General features: G+C 46.1%; 21 protein-coding genes. 7 read left to right on the forward strand and 14 right to left on the reverse strand.

Annotated elements, in window-relative coordinates; translation table 11 throughout:
- Nucleotides 1-993: GerAB/ArcD/ProY family transporter (locus tag L693_RS0120790; protein ID WP_025719627.1), on the forward strand; the 993-nt coding region annotated here is incomplete at its 5' end.
- Between the two features lie 240 nt (nucleotides 994-1,233).
- Nucleotides 1,234-1,632 carry a hypothetical protein gene (locus L693_RS0120795; RefSeq protein ID WP_025719629.1) on the forward strand — a complete coding sequence of 133 codons (399 nt, stop codon included), beginning with the start codon at nucleotides 1,234-1,236 and terminating at the stop codon, nucleotides 1,630-1,632.
- A gap of 78 nt (nucleotides 1,633-1,710) precedes the next feature.
- Here L693_RS0120795 and pyk read toward each other — a convergent pair whose 3' ends face one another.
- Nucleotides 1,711-3,126: a pyruvate kinase gene (gene pyk / locus L693_RS0120800; RefSeq protein WP_025719631.1), complete on the reverse strand. Its 1,416-nt coding sequence runs from the start codon at nucleotides 3,124-3,126 to the stop codon at nucleotides 1,711-1,713.
- Nucleotides 3,127-3,327: 201 nt separating this feature from the next.
- Here pyk and L693_RS0120805 point away from each other — a divergent pair, with 201 nt between their 5' ends.
- On the forward strand, nucleotides 3,328-4,116 hold the full coding sequence (locus tag L693_RS0120805; protein WP_025719633.1) for a helix-turn-helix domain-containing protein: 789 nt from the start codon (nucleotides 3,328-3,330) through the stop codon (nucleotides 4,114-4,116).
- 170 nt (nucleotides 4,117-4,286) lie between these two features.
- Here the strand turns inward: L693_RS0120805 and L693_RS0120810 are convergent, their stop codons facing one another.
- The 5 genes from L693_RS0120810 to L693_RS0120835 all read right to left on the reverse strand — a co-directional run bounded on the left by L693_RS0120810 (nucleotide 4,287) and on the right by L693_RS0120835 (nucleotide 10,692).
- The gene (locus L693_RS0120810; protein ID WP_025719637.1) at nucleotides 4,287-5,705 is read right to left on the reverse strand and encodes a sucrose-specific PTS transporter subunit IIBC; all 1,419 of its coding nucleotides are present in this window, start codon (nucleotides 5,703-5,705) and stop codon (nucleotides 4,287-4,289) included.
- 64 nt (nucleotides 5,706-5,769) lie between these two features.
- Nucleotides 5,770-7,248 (reverse strand): glycoside hydrolase family 32 protein, encoded by a 1,479-nt coding sequence (locus tag L693_RS0120815; protein ID WP_025719639.1) that lies wholly within the window; start codon nucleotides 7,246-7,248, stop codon nucleotides 5,770-5,772.
- A 182-nt stretch (nucleotides 7,249-7,430) separates the two neighbouring features.
- Complete coding sequence (locus L693_RS0120820) at nucleotides 7,431-8,453, reverse strand: LacI family DNA-binding transcriptional regulator (RefSeq protein WP_025719640.1); 1,023 nt, start codon at nucleotides 8,451-8,453, stop codon at nucleotides 7,431-7,433.
- A 168-nt stretch (nucleotides 8,454-8,621) separates the two neighbouring features.
- Nucleotides 8,622-9,464: an aldo/keto reductase gene (locus tag L693_RS0120830; protein WP_025719642.1), complete on the reverse strand. Its 843-nt coding sequence runs from the start codon at nucleotides 9,462-9,464 to the stop codon at nucleotides 8,622-8,624.
- Nucleotides 9,465-9,495: 31 nt separating this feature from the next.
- A complete protein-coding gene (locus L693_RS0120835; RefSeq protein ID WP_025719644.1) occupies nucleotides 9,496-10,692 on the reverse strand; it encodes an MFS transporter in 1,197 nt (398 codons plus the stop codon).
- 150 nt (nucleotides 10,693-10,842) lie between these two features.
- Between L693_RS0120835 and L693_RS0120840 the strand changes: the two genes are divergently transcribed.
- Nucleotides 10,843-11,208 carry a winged helix-turn-helix transcriptional regulator gene (locus tag L693_RS0120840; protein WP_025719646.1) on the forward strand — a complete coding sequence of 122 codons (366 nt, stop codon included), beginning with the start codon at nucleotides 10,843-10,845 and terminating at the stop codon, nucleotides 11,206-11,208.
- 112 nt (nucleotides 11,209-11,320) lie between these two features.
- Here the strand turns inward: L693_RS0120840 and adhP are convergent, their stop codons facing one another.
- Nucleotides 11,321-12,337, reverse strand: coding sequence for an alcohol dehydrogenase AdhP (gene adhP / locus L693_RS0120845; RefSeq protein WP_025719647.1), 1,017 nt, complete (start codon nucleotides 12,335-12,337; stop codon nucleotides 11,321-11,323).
- Nucleotides 12,338-12,551: 214 nt separating this feature from the next.
- Here adhP and L693_RS0120850 point away from each other — a divergent pair, with 214 nt between their 5' ends.
- Nucleotides 12,552-13,391, forward strand: a complete 840-nt coding sequence (locus L693_RS0120850) for a carbonic anhydrase (protein WP_025719649.1) — start codon at nucleotides 12,552-12,554, stop codon at nucleotides 13,389-13,391.
- Between the two features lie 67 nt (nucleotides 13,392-13,458).
- On the opposite strand, the gene L693_RS0120855 is transcribed toward L693_RS0120850, so the two are convergent.
- The gene (locus L693_RS0120855; RefSeq protein ID WP_025719651.1) at nucleotides 13,459-14,739 is read right to left on the reverse strand and encodes a Gfo/Idh/MocA family oxidoreductase; all 1,281 of its coding nucleotides are present in this window, start codon (nucleotides 14,737-14,739) and stop codon (nucleotides 13,459-13,461) included.
- Between the two features lie 138 nt (nucleotides 14,740-14,877).
- Here L693_RS0120855 and L693_RS0120860 point away from each other — a divergent pair, with 138 nt between their 5' ends.
- Nucleotides 14,878-15,735 (forward strand): helix-turn-helix transcriptional regulator, encoded by an 858-nt coding sequence (locus tag L693_RS0120860; protein ID WP_025719653.1) that lies wholly within the window; start codon nucleotides 14,878-14,880, stop codon nucleotides 15,733-15,735.
- Here L693_RS0120860 and L693_RS0120865 read toward each other — a convergent pair.
- The 6 genes from L693_RS0120865 to L693_RS0120890 all read right to left on the reverse strand — a co-directional run bounded on the left by L693_RS0120865 (nucleotide 15,665) and on the right by L693_RS0120890 (nucleotide 22,538).
- Entirely contained in the window at nucleotides 15,665-16,555 is an 891-nt protein-coding gene (locus L693_RS0120865; RefSeq protein WP_025719655.1) for a carbohydrate ABC transporter permease, read from the reverse strand. The genes L693_RS0120860 and L693_RS0120865 overlap by 71 nt on opposite strands.
- Nucleotides 16,545-17,279: a carbohydrate ABC transporter permease gene (locus tag L693_RS0120870; RefSeq protein WP_049825241.1), complete on the reverse strand. Its 735-nt coding sequence runs from the start codon at nucleotides 17,277-17,279 to the stop codon at nucleotides 16,545-16,547. The genes L693_RS0120865 and L693_RS0120870 overlap by 11 nt, the downstream gene beginning before the upstream one ends.
- 60 nt (nucleotides 17,280-17,339) lie before the next feature.
- Nucleotides 17,340-18,638: an ABC transporter substrate-binding protein gene (locus tag L693_RS0120875; protein WP_025719658.1), complete on the reverse strand. Its 1,299-nt coding sequence runs from the start codon at nucleotides 18,636-18,638 to the stop codon at nucleotides 17,340-17,342.
- 224 nt (nucleotides 18,639-18,862) lie between these two features.
- On the reverse strand, nucleotides 18,863-19,732 hold the full coding sequence (locus L693_RS0120880) for a protein tolB (protein WP_231503722.1): 870 nt from the start codon (nucleotides 19,730-19,732) through the stop codon (nucleotides 18,863-18,865).
- A 588-nt stretch (nucleotides 19,733-20,320) separates the two neighbouring features.
- Nucleotides 20,321-21,193 carry a copper amine oxidase N-terminal domain-containing protein gene (locus L693_RS0120885; protein WP_049825242.1) on the reverse strand — a complete coding sequence of 291 codons (873 nt, stop codon included), beginning with the start codon at nucleotides 21,191-21,193 and terminating at the stop codon, nucleotides 20,321-20,323.
- A gap of 430 nt (nucleotides 21,194-21,623) precedes the next feature.
- On the reverse strand, nucleotides 21,624-22,538 hold the full coding sequence (locus tag L693_RS0120890; protein ID WP_025719660.1) for a copper amine oxidase N-terminal domain-containing protein: 915 nt from the start codon (nucleotides 22,536-22,538) through the stop codon (nucleotides 21,624-21,626).
- A 453-nt stretch (nucleotides 22,539-22,991) separates the two neighbouring features.
- Between L693_RS0120890 and L693_RS0120895 the strand changes: the two genes are divergently transcribed.
- Nucleotides 22,992-23,618, forward strand: a complete 627-nt coding sequence (locus tag L693_RS0120895; RefSeq protein ID WP_025719662.1) for a hypothetical protein — start codon at nucleotides 22,992-22,994, stop codon at nucleotides 23,616-23,618.
- Nucleotides 23,619-23,633: the final 15 nt, after the last annotated feature.

Raw genomic sequence — 23,633 nt, forward strand, 5'->3', positions numbered from 1 at the left:
GCGTCATTCGTCGGTGTAGGGGCGGGGCTGCTTTTGATATGGCTGTACAATACGATTACCATCCTGTATCCACAAATGACCCTGATTGAAATCATGGAAACTCTGCTCGGCAAGTGGTTAGGGAAGTCCGTTGCTCTTCTGTTTGTCATTACATTTTTTCTGAGTGGGCCTGCTGCGGTGTTGTATGATTCGGGGAGTTTTCTGACGACTCAAATGATACCGGAAACGCCGGTTCAAGCGGTCAATATCCTTTTTGCGCTCATTGTATTGATGGGGGTGCGTCTTGGACTTGAAACGCTAGCCCGTTCGGCCGAGCTGTTGTTTCCCTTATTCATCCTGCTTTATACGGCTTTTGTCGTTTTGGTAGTATCTAATATTAAGCTGGAGAACGCTCAACCCATGCTGGAGATGGGATGGGGGCCCATCTGGCCTGCTGTCTTATCCTTCATAAGTATTGCATTTCTGTCTCATATGGTTTTGTTAATGATTTTTCCTTTTGTAGATCATCCCGATCAAGCACGTAAGGCCTTTCTAATAGGAAGCCTGATTGGCGGATTGACTCTGGTTCTGCTCGTTACATTGGCAATTCTGGTTTTTGGCCCTGGATTTACGGCAAGAAATATTTACCCGAGCTATTTATTAGCCAAAAAAATCAATATTGGAAACTTCCTTCAGCGTATTGAAGCAGTTATGGCCGCCCTGTGGTTTATTTCCCTCTTTTTCAGGCTGGTCCTGTACCTATACTCCATTATGATAGCCATTACCCAAATCTTTAATTTGAAAGACTATCGTCCGCTGGTTTCCCCTCTCGGGGTGATCCTGGTCGTCATGTCAGTGATCATATACCCAAATGTACCTTACCAGCAATCCTGGGATGCGAAAATATGGACACCTTATGTCTTATCTGTAGGCCTTCTTTTGCCTGTGCTACTGCTCTGTATACATGGAATACGAAAAATGTGGTCAAAGGAAAAAACAGGATCCAAAGAGTAAAGTGCACCCTTCATACGTCATCTGTGAATTTTTTTGACGTTACCTGTTTATAACGTCCTCATTTAGTTTATTTTAAACGAGTATTAAGCTGGCGCTAAGATTGGGCGTGTATGATGTATTTAACCGATCTGGTAACTACATAAGCCGGATGGTCTACAGGCATAAACATGATTCCCGTTGGATATCCATATACCATTCACACCCTGTCAGAATTTAATGAACAAAAGGAGATCTACACTTATGAATCGAAAACGAATGATGGTCATCTGCACACTGTTGCTGGCGTTGTCGATTGGGCAGTCCTCTACATGGGGAAGTCGGGCTAATGCTGCTGCATTGGCTCCGGAGAGAGCCCTGCAGGTACAGGATAGTGAAGCATCCAAGGATGACGAACTGCTGGATACCCTGGGTTTATCCTCGGATGAGCAACTGTATGATGCACTATATAACGGTCAAACCTTGGCGGATATTGCCTCGAGCCATCAACGGGACGCTCAGGCTGTCGTTGACTTGCAGGTAGCTCAGCTAACGGAGCAGCTCGATCAACGACTGGCCAATAAGAGCATTACGCTTGAGCAATACCAAGCTCATAAGGCAGAATTAACACAGGTCGTTGCTAAAAGTGTGTTCGGGCTGTAAGAAGTCTGGGACACGACAGGATATAAAAAGAGGCGCTGAACCCAAGGGGAATCAGCGCCTCTTTTTGATCTATTTAGCCTATACTTGATGTACTCTGATCAGGTTCGTCGCACCAACCTCTGCAACAGGAACGCCCGCTGACAGTACGATGGTATCCCCTTTTTGGATATACCCTGCGTTCAGGGCATTGCGGATCGAGGATTCGAACATTTCATCCGTCGTCGCTACTTTATCCCCTTTGACCGGGAATACCCCGGATAACAGACAAATTTTGGCAAATACCGTACTGTTCGGGGTAACCGCAATAATCGGAGCCTTCGGACGATATTTGGACACCATTCGCGCCGTGAATCCGCTGGCAGTCGAGGTAATGATCGCCTTGGCATCCAGCTCAAGAGAGGAGCTAACCGCGCCCTGACTGATCACTTCGGTGATGTTCGTGCTTTGGCGTGCTCTACGCTTATCGAACTGCTCCTGGTAATCAAACTGTGATTCCGCTCTGGCAGCTACCGCAGCCATCGTGCGAACGGACTCGACAGGGTATTTACCTGCGGCAGATTCGCCCGACAGCATCACTACATCGGCTCCTTGCATTACCGCATTAAATACGTCACTGACTTCGGCTCTCGTCGGACGCGGGTTAACCTGCATGGATTCCAGCATGTGTGTAGCTACGATGACCGGCTTGCCGACCAGATTACACTTGTCGATCATTTCTTTTTGCATCACAGGCACGTCTTGAATCGGCACTTCTACACCCAAATCGCCACGGGCTACCATAATACCATCCGAAGCTTCGATAATATCATCCAGGTTTTCCATGCCCTCGGCATTTTCAATCTTGGAATAAATTTGCACATGCTCAGCTTGATGTCCTTTCAAAATCTCACGGATTTCACGGATATCGTCGCCCTTACGCACAAAAGAAGCCGCAATCAGCTCGATACGCTGCTCCACCCCAAATTGGATGTGCTTCACATCGCGCTCCGTTACGCCTGGAAGAGTCGTATGAATCCCTGGCAGATTCACACCTTTTCTCGGCTTCAAAACACCGCCGCTTACAATATTACAAATCATTTCAGTACCCTCAACAGAAGTTACAGTCAGATCAACCAAACCGTCGTCAATCAAAATACGATCGCCTGGTTTGATGTCCTTTGGCATATCAGGGTAATTCACCGAAATACGGTGCTCATCCCCCAAAATCTCTTCTGTTGTCAGAATCAGCTGGCTGCCTGGTTTCAGCAGACAGGATGCTTCTTTCAGCTTGCCGATCCGAATTTCAGGTCCCTTGATATCCATCATGACAGGAATAAAGGTTCCCAGTTCCTTGGCAGCCTGTCGCACATTTTCAATACGTTTAACGTGATCTTCGAGCTCCCCGTGAGCCATGTTCAAGCGAGCTACTGTCATACCGGCCTGAATCATTTCTTTTAATAACTGAATGGAGTCACAGGCAGGTCCCATAGTACAAATAATTTTCGTTTTAAGCATAGAAATGTCATCCTCCTGAATGTCTTTACTTTTTGGTAGTAATTCCAGTATGGTTCTATTCCACTCCACTTTGCTGCTCTATCTATTTAAACTTTTATGACTTTATTTTATCTATATCGGTGTGACAAGACTATGAACTATAGTATGATGACTGTATTATAGTACAGTACAATGAATCTTTAAGACATGGAGAGTGACTTCATGATTACAATCACGAACGTGCGACAGGACCATGGCGTGGACTGGTACGAGAAGGCTGGTCCAGCTAACGATAATGTGGACTACATGTTCATTTTGGTCACCTTTGGAAAATGTGTATATTGGGTGAACGATTGCAAGATTATTCTCGGCAAGGGTGAGGCTCTGATTCTGCCCGGACATCTGCCTTACTATGGCAAAAGTATTCCTACGCTTTTTCATACCAAGTATGTGATACACTGCCGCAAAACATGTACGGATGACGTACTTCCCATACTGAACACGAACAAGCCGCTGTCGATCAAGCTCGGATGCTACGATATGCTGCATGAACGGGTCAAGTCGGTGTATTACCAATGGACTGAGCGCCCAAGCTACTATACGCTGATGGCTGACTGCCTGTTGACCGAGGCGATGATTTATATCAATCAGGAATGGGATAAAGGCGTCATTTCCAGCGATAAAGAACGGCTTGTGGAGTATATGAAGCAGTATATCCAAAATCATTATCGGGAAAAAGTGACGAAAGAGGAACTTGGCGACGTCATCCGCAAAACACCCAACTATGCTGCCACACTGCTTCGTGAGGTTACACGCCAAACCATTAGCGAGCATGTACATACACAACGCATTAAAACGGCCATCTACATGCTGACTGAGTCCCGGCTGACGATTCGTGAAATTTCAGAGTATGTCGGTTATAGTGATGTTTCCTATTTTCATCGAATCTTCAAACGGCTAACAGGCTGCTGCCCGTCCGAATTTCTGGATGAACGCTCTTCGATCATCTAGCCCAATAGCCACTGGAACAGAGCAAATATATCATAAAAAACGGTCACCCTACCTGAGAAGCCTTCTCTAGCGGCCCTTTTACAACAAGGACCGAAGAGTGCTCCAAAGTAGGGCGACCGTTACAGTTCATTCATACGCGTATGCGTTCTTATTTCTGCACCTAGTTGGTGTTAGCTGGAGGAACCTGCGGTTTTGACTTCCTCCAGCATTTTATCGTTATAGCCGAACATCCAGGTCAGGACAAACGCTACAGCCATAGCAGCCAGGTTCGCTAAAATGTAAAGCGGAAGCTGATGGTTCATATACAGCAGCGTGCCCGGAATAACCGTAATGGCCATACCTGTAGCCGCCAAATGGAAGATAGAGGCGATGAAACCGCCAACAGCCCCACCGACTAGTCCCATAATAAAAGGCTTCATATATCTCAGGTTAACACCGAAAATAGCCGGCTCAGTGATTCCCAGAAAAGCAGACAGCGAGGATGGAAGTGCCAATGCTTTCAGCTTGGCATTCTTCGTTTTCAGTCCAACCGCCAGACAAGCGGCACCTTGGGCAGCCATCGCGCAGGTAATGATCGCATTGAATGCGTTCACGCCATTCTTTTCGAGCAGTTGAATTTCCAGAAAATTAAATATATGATGCACACCCGTAACGACGATAATTTGATGCAAGAAGCCGATGACGATCCCTGCAATACCGAAAGGCAAATCAAGCACAAACGTTGTTCCGTGCAGCACCCATTCTTCCAAGGAATGGAAAATCGGACCGATGGCAAACAGCCCGAGTGTAATCATGATCAACAGTGTTAAAAACGGTGTAAGAATCAGATCCAGCGCTTCAGGCACCCGTTTGCGCAGCGCCCGCTCCAGCTTGGCTCCGATCAGGCCCACGAAGAAGGCCGGCAATACCGAGCCCTGATAGCCTACCACAGGAATGAATCCGAACATCGTCAAGGCTTTAGCTGAGCCTTCGGCAACACTATAAGCGTTGGGCAGGGCTGGGTTCACCAGCATCAGACCGAGAATGATCCCCAGCACCGGGCTGCCGCCGAATACTCTAAAGGCTGACCAGGCGACCAGCGCAGGCAGAAAAGCAAAGGCTGTATCCGTTAATACCTGAGTATACAATAGAAAATTGGGTGAAATGTCCTGTGGGGTCATGCCCAGCAGAGCGAGAATTTGCGGCTGTGTGAGCAAGCCACGCAGTCCCATGAACAGCCCTGTAGCGACCAGCACAGGAATAATCGGTACAAACACGTCGCCAAAGGTACGAATGGAGCGTTGGAAGACGTTTCCTTCTTTTGTCGCCTGACTTTTCACCTCTTCTTTGGAAGATCCAGACATGCCAAGCTTTTCAACCTCTTCAAAAATCCGATTGACCGTACCCGTACCAAAAATAATCTGATATTGACCTGAATTAAAGTAAGCACCCTTGACCTTGTCGATCTCCTCAACCTTCTTCTGATCAATCTTATCCTTGTCATGCACCATAATCCGCAGACGTGTCGCACAGTGAGCAAAGGACGCAATATTTTCCTCCCCACCAATCGCTTGAATCACTTCTTTGGCAATTTCCCGGTTTTCCGCCATGATGTTCATCCTCTCGTTTATTCCGTTATGTTATTGCTGATTAACGATCCACTTGATGACTAGCCTACTCTGTAATATCCCATTTCACCGCTTGGAAGAATGCCTCTCCCTTGTCGGCAAAAAAGTGTATTTCGTCACTCTCTGGGTGCGGAAAAATACGACTGGTGAACACTTCTTCCCCATCATTGACGAAAATCTCAACTGAAGACGTATCTACAAACAAATGAAGCTTGATATGGTCTTTATCCCATGCACACTGCCGTACCTCACCATACGAAGCCGCAACAGGCTCACCCGATTGCGAACGGTCCAGTACAAGCTTACGGCTGACGGCATCATATTTAATTACCGTTCTCTCAGTCGCACTCGCACGGAATTCAATACCAAACGTCTTGGCGCTCAAAAGGTCAACCTCACAAATCAGCTCGTAGGACGTGCCCGTGAAGCCCTCATAGGTCTTTTTCTCTGACGATAATGTATCTGCTACCCGATCCTCACGCTTTCTACGCAGTGAAGTCAGCTCGGGGATCGGCTTCTGCAACAGTTTACCCTCATGAAGGATAAGCTCCCTCGGCAGTGTCAGGCAATGAGCCCATCCGTTCGGGTCTGTCGGATAGTCAATATCCGGCATTCCCATCCATGCCACCATAATACGCCGTCCCTGCGGATCAACCATCGTTTGCGGCGCATAGAAGTCAAAGCCTCTATCAAGCTCGTGGAACGTCCCATGCTCCAATGCCCTTGTCTCGATATTCAACGGCTTGCCGATGACGTACCCCGATTGATAAATATTGTGGTACTCATCCCCGGAAGGCTCCAGGCCTTGAGGAGAAAAGACCAGTACACCCGAGCCATCCAGTTCAAAATAATCCGGGCATTCCCACATGTAGCCAAACGACTCCAGCCCTGTGCGGAGCTCTCCCTCAAACTGCCACGAGTGAAGATCTGTTGATCTATAAAGGACGATGCAGCCTGTTGAATTCGTTCTCTGGGCACCAATTACACAGTAAAAGCTATCGCCATCCTTCCATAGCTTAGGATCACGATAATGGTCTGTGTACCCTTCTGGTACACTTGAAATGACAGGCTGCTCCCATTTAGTAATGAGACCGTTCTCATCCATAACAGCCATGCATTGATAAGGATGTCTGATCCAGTTTTCATCCCGTGTATTTCCCGTATACATCATATACAACTTGCCATCATGCTCCAGCGCGCTGCCTGAGTAAGCCCCGTGTGAATCAAAGGTATCCCCTGGTGTAATACCGACTCCCGCACTGTCCCATGCTACCAGATCTTTGGACTTCAAGTGATACCAGTATTTCATTCCATGATCGGTTCCCAAAGGGAACCACTGATAGAACAAATGGTATTCACCCTTGTAATAGGAAAAGCCATTGGGGTCATTAAGCAGGCCTGTCGGTGGCTGAATGTGAAATGTTTGCCTCCAATGGCACTGCTTGACTTTCTCCTCCAGGCTGGCTATCTCACCTGGTTCTGCCTGTTCAATAAGCCGATACTTCTGTTCGTTTGTCATTTTCATAGATGTACCTCATTCTTATTAGAAACTTGCGTAACAGGAACCGGTTCCAGTATGATGAAAAATATATATAGGAAACCGGTTCCATTTCAATTAAAAAAATAACTTATCCATGGATTTGCAACCGATTCCATTTGTACCCGAGTATCATGGAACCGGTTTCGTAGAAATTATAATCCACTTATTCAGCGTTTGTCAACGCTTTCTCTTTCAATAAGAGAATAATTCATGACCGTCACTAGCTCTACCGGTTTATGCTCTACCAGCCGCATAATATTTTGTGCCGCTACACGTCCAGCCTCCATATACGGATATTGAACGGTTGTCAGCGCAGGATGGATGACCGCCGTAATATCGTACCCCCCAAAGCCGGTCACCGATAAATCCGACGGGATGGCAATCCCTCTGGAGTAAGCCGCATTGATCACGCCAAGCGCAATATTATCCGTCGCACACACCATTAACGAAGGCTTGAACTGATCTAAAATAGCAGAAGCAGCAATCCGTGCATCGGACATTTTAAATCCGGTTTCATAGTATCTGATATCATACCCGGCAGCCTGCAACGCATCGTCCGTATGAGACCCCTCAGGCAATGCATCCCGAACAGCCTGCTTAAAACCTTCTTTGCGCTGTACGCCAACTGCAGCATCCTTTTCCGTAACACCGACATAGGCAATTTCACGGTGTCCCTGCGAAAGAACATAAGCACCGATATCATATCCTGCATGGTAGTCATCATGGATCAGGCTATGAATCTGCTCGTGCTGCTGGCCCACCAGCAAAACCGGAATACGAATGTCGCGAATCGCGGTCAGATGGTCGTCCGTAATTTGAGCAGCCAGCAAAATGATGCCGGAAATCTTTTGTCGCCCCAGGTCATAAAGCGCTTCTATTTCACGCTTTACATCCTGGCTCGTATTGGAGATCAGCATCTGATAATGCCGGGAACGCAGCTCCTCATCAATCCCCATCAGCGTATGAGATGTCGCAAAGGAATCCAGGCGTGGCACAACGGTTCCGATGATGTTGGTCCGCTTCGCCTTCAGGCTCTGGGCAAAGGTATTGGGCACATAACCCGTGGCCTTGACTACCTGTTCAATTTTACGCTTCGTATCCACACTGACAGACCCGCCATTCAAATAACGGGATACCGTGCTTTTGGCCACACCGGCCATGTGGGCTATATCTGCAATTGTCTTATTCATGAGGCCCTCCGGAGTGTTTTCATTCTCATAAGCTTCCAAACCGTCTCTTTTTCCATAACCCTATCATAGCATATGGCGGGGTTGGAATGCTGTGGCTCCATGCTCATCATGGACAAAAACGCCGCTCCTTTCAACGAAGAAAGAAACGGCGTCTTATCAAAACTGAATTTAAAAGTCGAAGTTATCTGGATCAGGACCTACCCGAAGATTGGCATTTAACGCCTGAATTCGATCCATATCCTCATTTGTTAATTCAAAATCAAAGATGTCGGCATTTTCAATAATCCGATGTGCCTTGGTAGACTTGGGAATGGTGACAACTCCCTGCTGTACATCCCAGCGTAAAATCACTTGTGCCACCGATTTGCCATACTTGCCTGCTATGTCTTGCAGCACCGGATGATCAAGCAGTTGTCCCTGCATGAGCGGGGACCAGGCTTCCATTTGAATGTTGTTTTTTTGACAGAATTGCAGCAGCTCGGCTTGTGTTAATTGTGGGTGGAATTCCACCTGGTTGACCATAGGCTTTATTTCGGCATCCTTCATAAGGTCCTCCAAATGATGAATCTGGAAGTTGCTGACTCCGATCGCCTTGATCCGTCCTTCCTTATACAAGGACTCCAAAGCTCTCCAGGCCTCCTTATACTTCCCTTGGACCGGCCAATGAATCAGATAAAGATCCAGATAATCCAAACCCAGCTTATCCAGGCTTGCCTCATAGGCCGCCCGTGTCTCCTCATAGCCCAGATCGGCATTCCACACTTTGGATGTGACAAACAACTCTTCTCTCGACAGGCTATTCTCCTGAAGGGCTTCCTGAATGGCCTGTCCTACACTTCTTTCATTCGCATAGATTGCAGCTGTATCTATACTGCGGTAGCCATGCTTTACAGCAGCCTTTATAGCATCGACCAGCTCCGAGCCTTCCTCTACTTTAAATACTCCGATGCCAAACCAAGGCATATGAACTCCGTTGTGCAAGGTTGTTGTGCTTTGCAAGTTTTGAGTCATTCTATATCTTCCTCTCTATTTTTAAAAAGTTTTAGCCTGTCAAGGCGGTTGTATCCCTTTTTTCAAGCATCCGACTCCAGCCTGTGAGCAGAACGGCCATGAAAACCATAATGGCGCCGATCCAGGTCGTATGAATGAGACCCAGCGAGTCAGTCACAAGTCCGCCTACATATGCTCCCATCGCAATCCCTGCGTTAAAGGCAGCAATATTGACGGCGGAGGCAACATCTACAGCCTTGGGCGCAAAACGTTCGGCCAACATGACTACATATACCTGTAGACCAGGCACGTTCATAAATGCTAGTAAACCCATAAAAAAGATTGTAATCAGTCCTGCTGCTTTAAAAGGTACAGTAAACAGCAGAAGGAACAGGACAACAGCCTGAATCATGAACATGTAAAATAAAGCTGAAAGCGGCTTGCGGTTTGCAGCTTTTCCACCCATAACATTCCCGATGGCAATCGCAATTCCATACAGCAAAAGAATAAATGTTACGGTATTGGGCTTAAAGCCGGTTATGTCGTGAAGTAATGGAGATAAATAAGTAAACACGACAAACGTGCCTCCATACCCCAAGGCTGTAATGATAAATGCGAGCAGCAGGCGACCGTTGGTAACCAGTTTGACCTGCTCACGGAAAGGAGTCTTGTTCCCTTTGCGCAGAGTAGACGGCAGCAGAATCAGATTGGCGACAAGTGCCACTATGCCCACGACTACAATCGCCATGAAGGCCGCCCTCCAGCCCCATTGCTGCCCAACATAGGTACCCAAAGGGACACCCGTGACCGTGGCTACGGTCAGCCCGGAAAACATGATAGAAATAGCACTGGCGCGTCGATCATCCGGCACAAGGTCGGCTGCGATGGTGGAGCCGATGGACATGAACACCCCGTGAGAAAATGCCGAGATGACGCGTGCAATCAGTAGCAAGATAATTCCACTGGAGACGGCAGCAAGGCTGTTGCCTATTACAAATACAATCATGATCCACAGCAGCAGCGTTTTCCGGGGAACATTTGATGTTAGCGAGGTCAGCACAGGCGCGCCAATCGTCACCCCCAATGCGTACAACGTTACAGTGAGCGCAGACATGGTTACGGGTATATGCAAGTCCTCAGCGATCAGGGGAAGCAGTCCCACGCTGATGAACTCGGTCGTTCCTATCGCAAAGGCGCTTATGGCTAAAGCCAGCAGCGGCCAAATACTTCGTTTTTGATCTGACGACATGTTTTTCACCCCTATCTATAGAAATCTTCGACCAGCAGATGTTATTATGAATTACTCAAGCAATTATGAACAGTACGTACTTTTTAGTAATATAGGTACCAAAAAGTACCCTATGTATAACACGAGGTGAAGTACACGGAGGGATCAGCAATGGGACAGAAAAAATACAATATCTCAGTTGAGGCAACGTTAGAAGTAATCGGGGGAAAATGGAAGTGTGTGATTCTCTGTCATTTGACACATGGAAAGATGCGGACAAGTGAATTGAAGCGGCTGATGCCTTCCATCACACAAAAAATGCTGACTCAGCAGCTTCGGGAACTGGAACAGGACGGCATTGTCAATCGAATCAGCTACAATCAGGTCCCTCCTAGAGTGGAGTACGAGCTGAGCGAATATGGATGTAGTCTGACAAGCATTCTGGATGCTCTGTGTGCCTGGGGAGAAAAGCATATTATTAAAGAATACGGGGATAAATCCGCTGTGCTGGAGGATAACATTTTGAACAAGCTGTAAAGTAAAGAGGAGCGGTTCATAGAAAAAAGCACCTGCAATACATCGGCAGGTGCTTACGCGCTTGGAACGCTCCATTCCAATCTGTATTTACGGAGCTATGATCGACATCATTTTATTTCGTGAAATCAATGACCATGCGCCCTTGGATTTTGCCATTCTCCATCTCCTCGAAGATATGATTAATATCTTCAATCGGACGTTTTTGTACAAGAGGGACGACTTTACCTTCTGCAGCGAATTGGAACGCTTCTTTAAGGTCTTCACGAGTGCCGACCAAGGAGCCGATCACTTGAATGCCGTCTAGAACCAGACGTGGAATGTCCAGATCCATCTTATCGGTTGGAAGGCCTACAGCTACCACGCGCGCGCCAGCCTTCACAACGTCGATTGCCTGGTTGAAAGGTGTTTTGGCAACAGCAGTAACCACAGTTGCATCCAGACCAGCGCCGTCCGTTAACTCCTTGGCCCGGGCGACCGGATCTTCTTTCAGACTGTTAACGACATAGTCGGCACCGATTTTTTTGGCCAGCTCAAGTTTTTCATCACTGATGTCAAAGGCTACAACTTTAGCATTGAATACATTTTTTGCGTATTGTACAGCCAGGTTACCCAAGCCGCCAATGCCGAAGATACCGATCCATTGCCCTGGTCTGATATCACTTACTTTTACTGCTTTATAGGTTGTAACGCCTGCGCAAGTTACACTGCTTGCAGCGGCAGGGTCAAGATTATCAGGTACTTTGACCGCGTAGTCAGCTGTGACAATACATTGTTCTGCCATTGCACCGTCTACCGTGTATCCGGCATTTTTAACTTCACGGCACAGCGTTTCCCGCCCGGTCAGGCAATATTCGCAGTGACCGCAGCTTTCGAACATCCAGGCAATACTAACGCGATCACCCATTTTGAGACTGGTTACTCCTTCACCTAATTCAATAACTTTTCCAATGCCTTCATGCCCCAAAACTCTGCCTGTGACATCACCGAAATCTGCATTTTTTACATGTAAATCTGTGTGGCAAACCCCGCAATATTCCACTTGGACTAATGCTTCTCCATGCTTTAGGGGGCGCAAAGGTTTCTCTTCAATACTTACTCTCTTGTCTTTTGTAACAACTGCTGCTTTCATGTGATCTCTCCTTTGGTATATGGAAGTATTTTTTGTAATATACACTTCATTATTATAGTAATTTTTGCCCAAAGATAACAAACACATATTTCACTCAAAGGTATTTAATCGAAAAAATCTCCTTCCTAAGCCCTTGTACCCTTGTAGGAGCTTTGTACAATAATTTACAATGTAAAAAGTTTCACATAATCTATCTGGAAGAAGGACAAAGAACATGAAAAAAAACTGGAAAGGGTGCTTATCCAGCACGCTCGCGATTTTCTTAGTCGTGTGGGTAACAGGATGCAATCCTCAGCCCGCGACTTCTAGTTCCACCAGCACCTCAGCTCCGGCAGCTAACAATGTACATGCGGTTGTTCAGAAAACTCCGCACTGGTCCTATGAGGGAGATGAGGGACCCGAACATTGGGGAGAGCTGGAAAAGGATTTTGCCGCTTGTGGTAACGGCCACGAGCAATCCCCTGTCAACATAGAACACACTCGTATGGAAGCTTCGCAAACGCAGCAGCCGATACAGGTTCACTATGCCAATACGAAGGTATCCATTCTGAATAATGGGCATACCGTTCAAATCAATGCAGCCAGCCCCAGCAATTATATAGTACTGGACGGTACCAAGTTCACTTTAAAGCAGTTTCACTTTCATCATCCCAGCGAACACCAAATAGATGGTAAAAATGCCGATATGGAGCTTCATTTTGTTCATCAGAGCGACAACGGCAGCACCGCCGTCTTAGGCGTACTCATTCAAGGCGGCAAGGAAAATAAAGCTTTCAGCCGTATTTGGTCCAAGCTGCCAAAAGATGTTTCCCAAGAAGAAGCTCTGGAGGGAGAACTGAATCTCGCTACTCTTCTGCCGAAGGATCTGCACTCGGTCCGCTACAACGGATCACTGACCACCCCGCCATGCACAGAGCATGTGAACTGGACTGTGCTGGAGCAGCCTATTGAAATGTCGGCAGACCAAATCAGTCAATTCGCTGCCCTCTTTCCCGATAACCATCGCCCTGTGCAACAACTGGGTGCCCGTAAACTGACTACGGATCATCAATAAAAAAGAAGACCCCTCTGTTGATCTGCAAATACAGAGGGGTCTCCTTGATCATTATAGTTGCGCTCCGCTACAAGCGCACCAACTCTTCCACCTTCACCGGCTGCCCTGTACGAATAGAGCGATTGGCGGCAATACCTGTTAAAATGGACCATGCGCCGTCAATATGTGAAGCTGCACGTTGAAAACGATCTTCTGCCGGCTTATCAAAAATATCGCGCAGCATGACCGGATCTCCTCCGCCATGCCCCCCTACGCCTTCCTCTACTTCGACCTCATAAGGTGCTGCAAAGTGAGGATAAATCGTGATGGTCTTCTCTTTTAACGCCCCCTCGTCTGCCTTGCTGCCGCCAGAATTAACGTAGGATTGCTCGGATACCCGAACCTCCATCCGTCCCTTGGTGCCGTTAAATACGATGATAAAGCCCTCCCAAGGCATGTAAGCATTCAGCGAGTAGTTCATCACCGCCTTGTTCTTGTACTTCACCATGACACTGAGCGTATCCTCGATGCTGATATTGTCGCCAAATACGCTTTGATCCCGCACATAACCATCCTCATGCTCGGCATCCAGATACATGCTTTTCAGATGCTCGTTGCGGTCCAGATGCAACGCAAAAGGGTCATTTTCCGCCACCTTGCTGCCGTAAGCTCGTTGGTAGAACTCCGTCACGCCACGCTGCTCGGCATTTTCCCGGCCGTAAAATTTCAGGTCGCCCATCGCATATACCGTCTCTGGCTTGGAGCCGAGCCAGAAGTTCATCAGGTCAAAATGATGCGTCGATTTATGCACCAACAGATCGCCGCTATTGCGCCGGTGCCACCGGCGGAAATAATCCGCACCATGCTGTGTGTTCAGCAGCCATTCAAAATTGACCGACAAGATATCACCGAGTGTCCCGTCCATAATAATCTCGCGGATTTTCGTATTATGCGGCGCATAACGGTAGTTAAAAGTGACGCGCAGCTTCCGTCCCGTGCGGTCTATAGCGTCCAGAATATCCTGGCATTTGTCCTCGTCCACCGTCATCGGCTTCTCGGAAATGACATCGCAGCCCAGCTCCATCGCCCGGATAATATACCGATGATGTACCCGGTCAATGGTCGTGACGATCACGATATCCGGCTTTGTTTCCGCGATCATCCGGTCAAATTCATGGGCTTTATAGGTCGGAATCGGCTCATGGTCGTACTTCTCCTGCAACAGCCGATTGGCATAATCCATTCTCGTCTGATTGACGTCACAGAACGCGATCAGCTCCGAGGTATCTTTGAAAACGGTAACAATCTCACCGTAGAAAAATTCGGCCCGACCTCCGGTGCCTACAAGTGCATATTTGATTTTAGCCAATTGGTTCACACCCTTTACATGAATTGCTTTTATTTTATAGTAATAGAAAGAGCAAAATCTCTGCGTTTATTGTTAATTTTCTCATAAAGTATACATATATTATCCTCGTGCATTCTTTTATTAAAGGAGACTGTCGATATGATTGCCACACCCCGTTTTGCCATCGAGCAAGCGCTACGGACGATGCCGTTTAGCATGTCTGCCGACCATGTCCACCAAGCGCATGAAATCTACTATCTGCTGGCAGGAGAGCGATACTACTACATTAATCAGCGGGTATACGCGCTACAGAAGGGCGATCTGATCTGGATCAGCAAACATGATTTTCACCGTACGAGTAACAAGGGGAACGGCATCCATGAACGGATTTTGATCAATTTTGATGAAGCGTTTGTAGCCTCGTCCACGTCTGTCACTCCATCCGGCGATCAGAGCCACCTGCTTTTGCCTGAAAAAAGCTTTTTGCTTCGCCCGTCTGCGGAAAAACAGCGCGAGCTGGAGCATCTGTTCCGGCAGATGCTGGATGAATATCACCAAGAACATGCCTACCGCCAACTATATCTCCAGAGCTTGCTAATCCAGCTCCTTGTCCGCATCCGGCGCATACAATCGGCCACTGTCGATACCATTGCACCGGAATGCAGTGAGAAGCAGCAGCGCGTATATTCGATCATTGAATACCTGCATGCCCACTATGCCGAGAGACTGTCGCTGGATCAGCTGGCAGGGCATTTTTATATTAGCAGCACGTATTTGTGCCGTATTTTCAAGCAGACAACAGGTTTTACCTTAGTAGAATATCTTCAGGATGTGCGGGTCCAGCAGGCTCGTGCGTATTTGAGAGAAACAAACTGGAAAGTGACTTCCATTGCTGAAAAAACGGGTTTTGACAGCATCGCTCACTTTGGTCGTATATTCAAGCAATTCACCGGACATCCCCCGTTACAGTATCGAAAAAAACACAAAAAGGAGCAGGGAAACGCCCCTCCCCCTTGATTCCAGTTAAGGTAATGCCTTCAATAATTTGCTTTTGGGCGATGATATAGACGATCAGCACCAGAACGACGGAAATGGTAGTCCCCGCCATCATCAGTGACCAGTCTGCCGTATACAGCCCTTTGAAATTGTTAAGCAAAAGCGGAACTGTAAATTTCTCCGGTGTATTGAGATAAATGAGCGGATCGAGGAAGCTGTTCCAGGCCCCCAAAAAGGTGAAAATTCCGATCGCCGCCAATGCCGGACGAATCAGTAGCAGAATGACGCTCCAATAAATACGGATATACCCCGCCCCGTCCATGACCGCTGCTTCCTCTAGATCGCGTGGAATCCCCATCACGAACTGGCGCAGCAGAAACACCGCAAATGCATTAAACAGGGCTCCAGGTACGATCAGCGACCAATGCGTATCCAGCCATCCAATTCGATCCATCACCAAGTACAGCGGAATCATCGTCACCTGCTTCGGCACCATCATCGTAGCGAGGAACAAGATAAACAGTATATTGGAACCCGGAAAACGGATTTTGGCAAAAGCATATGCCGCCATAGATGCACTAATCAGCGTTGCTGTCACGATAATGACCGTAATATAAAAGCTGTTCATGTACGCCTGCACGAAGGGCATAGCCTCCAGCGAAGCCGGATAATTGCTCCAGACAAACGGATCGGGAATCCATTGGGGCGGGACGACAAAAATTTGAGAAATATCCTTTAAGGAACTGAGGACGGTCCACAGGAATGGAAAAAACATGATCAGAGAGCCGACAGCGAGCAACATATGGCGCAGGATCACCCTGCCTCTGTAACTAATCTCCATAGTGCACCCACCTCTTCTGCATCTTAAATTGCAGCAGGGTAAATACAAGAATGATGACGAACGCCTGATCGAACACCTGAAAGGAGCTAATCACCATCATGATGGTGACAAAAAAGGTGGTCGGTGACAATAACGGCAGTGTAATGTACCTTAACTGCTGAAGCTTGCTGGCTCCGTCAATCTCTGCTGCCTCGTAATAGCTTTTGGAGATGCCCTGGAGTCCTGCCAGAAAAATGACCATATTATACCCCAGCCCCAACCAAATGCTAAGTAGAGCAATCGACGGGATCACCCAATGCGTATCGGTAAGCCACATGGGGCCTATAATGCCAATGGCTCGCAGCAGATGATTGAAAATACCAAACTCGCCGTTCAGTATCCACATCCAGATGACCCCGACCGATACGGAGCTGGTTACCACAGGCATAAAAAAGAACAAACGGTAGATCTCTTTGCCCTTCACTTTATTGAGCACAATGGCTACGAGCAGGGCCAGCGCTATCCCCGCCGGGATAACCAGCACCATATAGTACACTGTATTAATCAGTGCCTTCCAGAAATCAGGATCAGCTAATTGGCCTCTGAAATTATCCAAACCGGCAAATACAGGCACGCCAAAGCCATCCCAATTCACAAAGCTTAAGTAAAACGCATACAGCAAGGGCAGCAGTGAAAAACATATCAGACCCAGAAACTGGGGGCCAATGAAAAGGCAGCCCCACAGCGCTTGATGCTTTTCTGCATCTGGTCACCTTCCTCCCCGGTCACGGCTTGTATTCTGTGCCTACTTGACCGCCTTGGTTATGATCTGATTCAGCTTCTCGATCGTTGCCGCAGCATCCTGCTTGCCCAGGAACATCAAGTCGATGGTCTCCGTGATATCCGAGTTTAATCCCGGTACCTGGTCATCATAGGCCAGAGCAGAGCCATGCGCATGCCCTTTGTTGCTTCCTTCGGTCAAATAGTTGGAATGCTCAATCGTCGCCTTTTTCATAATGCTCTCATCTGCGGCGGCAAGCGTCCCCATGGCATTCCCGCCTTCAACGAGTCGAGCCTCCTGTCCCTTCACAGAGACGTAGAATGCTGCCAGCTTCATGGCCTCTTGCACATGCGGACTATTTTTGTTTACAGCTACATAGGCAACCGGTATGGCGACAGGCTCATTTTTGCCTGTGTTGGAAGGCCAGTAAATATAATCAAAGTCGAGGCTTTTATTTTGACTGAACAAGGGCTCCAGCCATCTTCCCGCCGCCAGCATACCGACCTGATTGGACATGAACATCGCATCTGCCCCTTGCCCCTTGGGAAGCGAACCGAGGTATACCGCATTTCCCTTGTGAACCATATCGTACATGAAGCGGAAGGCTTCCTGCCCCTTTTCATTGTGATCTAGTACGTACTTGCCTTGTTCATCAAAAATCCGGCCGCCATTCGACCACACCCATGAATACCAGTGAGCCCACCAGTTTTCCGCAATATAGCCTTGCTTTCCGGCAGCCTTCAGCTTTGATGTGACTTCCTCAAACGCATTCCAGTTCCATTTGCCTTCGTCATAATATTCCTGCGGTGTTTTCACACCTGCTTCTTTAAAGACTTTTTTGTTGTAATACATCACCATCGGATTCGAGTCAGGAGTGACCCCGTAGATTTCCCCATCACGCTTCGCCGGGCCCCATAATCCTTCCGGAAAATCCTCGGCTTTCACATCACTGGCATCACTTTTTAAAAATCCACCCAAAGGCTGTACCTGCTTCGCCCCAATCAAACGTGCAATCGTTGGTTCATACGAATAAAACACATCCGGTCCGCGACTTCCTTGAAGCTGTGTCAGCAGCTTTTGCTCATATTGGTCTCCCGGTACAGGTACCAGCTTCACCTCAATATTCGGATTCTCCTTTTCAAATGCGTCCAGTGCCCGCTGGTACACCTTCAGCTCCGCCGGATTCCCCCAGACCTGCATGGTCAGCCGCACTTTTTTACCTTCCGTGTTCTCCAGCTTGGGAGAGCTACTGCATGCTGCTGCAAGTAAAAACAGAACGCTGAGAAAAAAACCAATTTTTATCCAGCTCATGTAATTGTCCATCTCTATCGCCTCCTGTAGCCTCACATAGTTATATGTCACCCTGAATTGAAACGCTTACAAATTGTTCCCTATCATCATATGTAGAAAGCAGAGACGCGATATCCCCAATATCATTTATAGATAAATTTTTTTCTCCTTGACAGGATATGTGTCTAAAATATAATGCAAAACGAAGAAGGAAGCCTGGGAGGCCCTCCCTTGTATGCCCAATCAAAATTTCGGTGTTAATTGAGATAGCTTCTGTTCATCTTCTTAGATAAAGAACCCTTCTTTAAAATAGATTTTTTTGTTTCTGAGTAAGTATAGAGTACTGCTTGTGGAGAATCGTCACCTTTACTCACAAAGTCAAAGCTTTTCCCATCTTTATGCCAAACTATAGAGGAGATCAGTGTAAAATCCTTATCGGACACATGCGTATAGCTCTTATGCTCAACATCGTATACTCCGATATAACTTGAACCTAGATCACCGATTCCAAACGCAATCTTTTTCCCATCTGGTGACCAGTTATATGCATCAATCTTTTCACTCCCCGCTCCGTCACTATTCATCTCAAACATATTTACAATAGTTTGAGTCCCATCGGATAAATTAATTAGAACAAGTCTACTCCCCTCATGATCGCTTACATCAAGAGCTACCTGGTTGCTTTTGGATAAAGAAAGTGAGTTAACTCTCAAAGGTCGTGGGTTGAGCTTAACGAGTTGCTCTCCGCGCTTACTTTTTATTTTCATGGAATCCACAACTTCATTGGCTTCGGCGGTTTCTTTCCCCTTAGCCTTGGTTAATTTTGCGGTAAAAGTAACGTCTTTATTTTTCCATACAATCTGTTTTCCCAAAACTACAACCTTAGATTTGTCTTGGTTATTATAATACTGTGAATAATCTACGGAATTCACCTTTTTGTCAGTTGCTTTAGATGTTTCTATAGTTGCTTTTCCGTCTACTTTTTTTACACCTTCCTTTGTGTTGTTTACCCCAATATTATTCACTTCGTTCTGAGGCAGTTGTTGATTTGAACTTGCCTTACCACTACACCCTGAAATCGCCAACACTACTATCGCACCTACAGTCATAATCTTCACGAATTTCATAATTTCCTCCTTAATATACAGCGTGCCGTTATCCCTACGTTCCCCTGGATACGTAATCTAATAAAGGTGAAGCACTAATCATCGAACACATAATCAAGTAATCTACTTTAAAATCAGTCACCTCTTTCCTTTCTGTCTAAAATAGAATTGTATTGGACCCATTTATATATTTTACCATATATAATCCTTTTTATGTAATTTGAATACATAATCTAGCATATGCGGAAGCAGCGAAAAACAGCCCTCGTGCCGTTTTTTTGCCCTCCCTGATCTCAAAGTCCTTCGCTCCGTGGGCTGCGTGAAAGGAACGACAGGAACGTAGAGCGCCTTGGCCGGGCGCTTTCTCCCGGCGTAGGCGCTCTAGTTATCGGCGTGAGTAGCGGCCCAGCGGTGCGTACTGGCTCTTAGGTGGCCGCTCTTGCCGCCTTAGAGCCAGTAGCATGAGCCTGTTTCCCCGCTCTTGTCCTGTTTGTTCTTCAGCCTTTCGACTCCTGAAGCTTACGGATCAGAAAACTTAAAAGGAAAACATAAATAAAAGACGTCCTTATTGCTCAGGACGTCCAAATTGAAGTGAATAATCTATTTCATTTAATCTTTCCTTACTTCTCCGGAAATAGGTACAATAATATCCGCTAATCCCGTAGTATTTTTAGGCAAAGCTTGCGTTACTGGCTTCTTGGTCCCCACTTTACCATATGTGACACTATGATCCACACGTTCTTGTAAAAAATAATATTGTGTTTTGTCTTCCGGTGGACGCTTTCCTTTTTCTTTCATTTTCTTCCTCGAATCTTCTTCTACACCTTCCCAAACTAGATGTTTAACATCATCCTTAATTTCATAGTAAGTATATAAATTCCCAACAACATAATAATATCTCAATGCTTCTCCTTCAGGAAAGATATACTGATAATAAACACCCTCCTCGGTATTATGAAGCGTATTTTCATCATTCGAAGGAAGGTCTACAGCGATTTTACGTGCCGCCACCAAATCCGTACCTTGATACAGCTTCTTATATGTTTCTACTTGATCAGCACTCCGGATAATGACAGTATTTTTGTCCGCTTTCCACTCCACCTCTGCTTTAAAGGCTTCGCTGATAAAGCGCAAAGGCACAACAACGCGATTCTTGTTCAATTGAGCAGGCACATCCAAAGTAAGCGTTTTTTCTCCATAAGAAGCTTCTTTTTGACCGATCATCAGTACAAGCTTTTCTTTCACCCCAGGAGCATTGACAGTCACCGTCTTCTGGCCAGCATTCCAGACTAAATTAAGCTTAAGCGGCTTCAAAGAAGCTAAAGAAACCATAGTTCTCCCTGCGACAGAAACGGGTGGAGCATCTGAATGTACCACCTCGCTATTGATAACTAATTGAATCGACGGTGCCGCAGAAAGCGGAATAGCAAATGTTAAGAGCATACCTAAAGTAAGCATAGATGAAAGAAAGATTTTTTTCATACCTAACTACCTCCAACTAATTCGTAATTCACTAATTAAAAGCCGTTGCTTATGGTTTTGAATCCACATGCAAAATAAAGGGACGTCCCGCAATAGGACTATTCACAGTATTTTTCTTTGCCAAGCCGAACGGCCAATTACAGGGTTAATACCAGTAAGCTTCATACCTTATCCGTCCCCATGTACCCACTCTCCAAACTATTGAAAGGCGGCGACATGAAATTTTGGGAGACAGTAAGAAAAGGATGTGAACGAACCAACTAATCCTCTTGGTCAAGCCGCACTACGATCCATCAGAGGAAGCCCCTCTTACGTGGCTGAAGTTAGATTGAGGCTAAGAGAAACCCCACATCTCGAAGAAAGTGGGTTTCTCGGCAATCTGAGAACTCATTGAGAACTCATATTGTGAGTTTTTTCTGACAATTTTCTTTTATAGTTGTTCTTCTTCTGGAATAGAGAAAAACATTTGCTTAGCTTGATCTTCAGTCGCTTCACCCAGACGAGTTTTTTTACCGGCTTTATCAATAGTCCCGTACGTGGTGCCGCCCGGAACGCTATAGTTATAATAAACAACGCCTTTTGGGATCGTTGGCATTTTGCCGTTTTGTTCAATAATTTTGTTGGTGATGAACGGCAGACTTGCATTTTTAGCTTCCTGTTGCAGATTCATTCTTGCAGACCAGAGCAGTTCTACATGTGTATCAATGATACGATAGTAATTCACAATGTCCATATGTTGTTCGAAAAATTCGCTGGATTGGTTTTTTGGGAAGTAGCGAATGTAATCCATACTATCCCCTTCTTCACCTTGCAGTACAACAACTTTCGCAATACGTGGAAGATCATATGCACCATGACGAGCTACAGAAATATCGCTGGATTGGATTTCTTTCAGCATATTTTCTGTCGGTTTAGCTACATAAACCGTACGATCTGGAGCATTCCAGTACACTTCAGATCCAGATGCATCTGCAATGAAACGCAACGGTACCATAACACGACCATTTTTCATTACAGAAGAGGTAGACAGCGTTACTTTTTTACCACCTACCATCGCCTCCTTTTTACCAGCTGCCAGTGTTGATTTTATTCCGTTATTATCTACAGTTACTGTTTTAGAAGTGTTGTTCCAGTTGATCGTTACACTAGGGAGCGATCTTAACATATTCAATGCCACCAATGTGGAACCATTTTCAATATATGGCTCTACATCCCCTGACACAGGCTTGTTATTCACTTGCACAATAATTGACTTGGAAGCTGCCGCAGAAACCCCAGAAACACCGCTGGCAAGCATGCTAAAAGATATTGCAGATGCTAGAGCCGCTTTGGTAAATGTATTCATAATTTTAGTCTCCTTAATAGTATTGTGTATATTCAGACGTATATTATACCAAAAAAATTACATGTATTAGAAAATTTAATAAATTTGAGATAGTTATTTCCAATCTATCTTCATAATCATATTTCATATATGGGGCACTGCATAATTGGATGATGTTTTGTAAGTATAAATAGACAAAGGCAACTGCCTTTTGCTTGTAGGGAATCGTTTTGCTCTTGAAGTTCACATGTGAATAGTTAAAACAACAATTTAAATCTGTAACACTCTTAAACTGACTATGGTGTCTAAATCTCTAGAAAACTTTTATTTGGGAAATCAACCACTTATCTCGAGTTAGAGTCAACAAAGTTTAGAAGTGCGGTTGTAAAACATATTAAAAAAACTCCTATATATATGAGAAGAGAAAACAGTAAAAAAACTTCTCAAAAAACAATATAAAGAGTAGATATTAATATGAACAGACACGCAGGAATCGTTGCAGAGACTACCTCAGCCAATTACACAGGATTGACAGCAAAGCTTACTATCCCTTCCAGTATTCATGTTAACGATGGATATGTTGACTGGTACATGGGAATTGGTAAATCCGCAATTGAAGCTGGTATTTCCTACAAAGCTGGTGTAGGCTTCAAAGTATTCATCAACGGTGTCGTTAACGCAGATAAAGAAGACGTACGTTCCAAACCTGTATCTTTTCTGAGTCCAGGACAAACAGTTGATATGAAACTCGTTTACAACCACGGCACCAAAAAAGCAACATTGTATATTAATAGCAAGCCTATCGACTGGGCTACCGAAGTTACCGCAACGGCTGACGCATTGAAGCGATTGAGCACTTACAATACAGTAAAGCTGGTACATGGTGTGGAAGACAGTGGCTTTAACACATTCAGTCAAGCCACTTACTCTTCTCCGCAGCTTCGCATGGACACTGCGGGTACACAGTACAAAGCTTGGACTTCAAGTTTGTCTACAACTGTTCCGCGCGTTTTGGGTTCCTACGTAACGTTGAGTAACTTCAAGCAGACATTCAGGGCTACATCGGCTTTTACAAAAACGAGAAGTTATAGGAAAAATTAAACGGCCTCAGTCCAA

The sequence above is a fragment of the Paenibacillus sp. 1-18 genome (genome assembly GCF_000520755.1).
Taxonomy (GTDB): domain Bacteria; phylum Bacillota; class Bacilli; order Paenibacillales; family Paenibacillaceae; genus Paenibacillus; species Paenibacillus brasilensis.

What these genes read in the sequence shown, in the direction of transcription:
- L693_RS0120795 (WP_025719629.1), top strand. Translation starts at nt 1,234, where the DNA reads ATGAATCGAAAACGAATGATGGTCATCTGCACACTGTTGCTGGCGTTG.
- pyk (WP_025719631.1), bottom strand. Translation starts at nt 3,126, where the DNA reads ATGCTTAAAACGAAAATTATTTGTACTATGGGACCTGCCTGTGACTCC.
- L693_RS0120805 (WP_025719633.1), top strand. Translation starts at nt 3,328, where the DNA reads ATGATTACAATCACGAACGTGCGACAGGACCATGGCGTGGACTGGTAC.
- L693_RS0120810 (WP_025719637.1), bottom strand. Translation starts at nt 5,705, where the DNA reads ATGGCGGAAAACCGGGAAATTGCCAAAGAAGTGATTCAAGCGATTGGT.
- L693_RS0120815 (WP_025719639.1), bottom strand. Translation starts at nt 7,248, where the DNA reads ATGAAAATGACAAACGAACAGAAGTATCGGCTTATTGAACAGGCAGAA.
- L693_RS0120820 (WP_025719640.1), bottom strand. Translation starts at nt 8,453, where the DNA reads ATGAATAAGACAATTGCAGATATAGCCCACATGGCCGGTGTGGCCAAA.
- L693_RS0120830 (WP_025719642.1), bottom strand. Translation starts at nt 9,464, where the DNA reads ATGACTCAAAACTTGCAAAGCACAACAACCTTGCACAACGGAGTTCAT.
- L693_RS0120835 (WP_025719644.1), bottom strand. Translation starts at nt 10,692, where the DNA reads ATGTCGTCAGATCAAAAACGAAGTATTTGGCCGCTGCTGGCTTTAGCC.
- L693_RS0120840 (WP_025719646.1), top strand. Translation starts at nt 10,843, where the DNA reads ATGGGACAGAAAAAATACAATATCTCAGTTGAGGCAACGTTAGAAGTA.
- adhP (WP_025719647.1), bottom strand. Translation starts at nt 12,337, where the DNA reads ATGAAAGCAGCAGTTGTTACAAAAGACAAGAGAGTAAGTATTGAAGAG.
- L693_RS0120850 (WP_025719649.1), top strand. Translation starts at nt 12,552, where the DNA reads ATGAAAAAAAACTGGAAAGGGTGCTTATCCAGCACGCTCGCGATTTTC.
- L693_RS0120860 (WP_025719653.1), top strand. Translation starts at nt 14,878, where the DNA reads ATGATTGCCACACCCCGTTTTGCCATCGAGCAAGCGCTACGGACGATG.
- L693_RS0120865 (WP_025719655.1), bottom strand. Translation starts at nt 16,555, where the DNA reads ATGGAGATTAGTTACAGAGGCAGGGTGATCCTGCGCCATATGTTGCTC.
- L693_RS0120875 (WP_025719658.1), bottom strand. Translation starts at nt 18,638, where the DNA reads ATGGACAATTACATGAGCTGGATAAAAATTGGTTTTTTTCTCAGCGTT.
- L693_RS0120880 (WP_231503722.1), bottom strand. Translation starts at nt 19,732, where the DNA reads ATGAAATTCGTGAAGATTATGACTGTAGGTGCGATAGTAGTGTTGGCG.
- L693_RS0120885 (WP_049825242.1), bottom strand. Translation starts at nt 21,193, where the DNA reads ATGAAAAAAATCTTTCTTTCATCTATGCTTACTTTAGGTATGCTCTTA.
- L693_RS0120890 (WP_025719660.1), bottom strand. Translation starts at nt 22,538, where the DNA reads ATGAATACATTTACCAAAGCGGCTCTAGCATCTGCAATATCTTTTAGC.
- L693_RS0120895 (WP_025719662.1), top strand. Translation starts at nt 22,992, where the DNA reads ATGAACAGACACGCAGGAATCGTTGCAGAGACTACCTCAGCCAATTAC.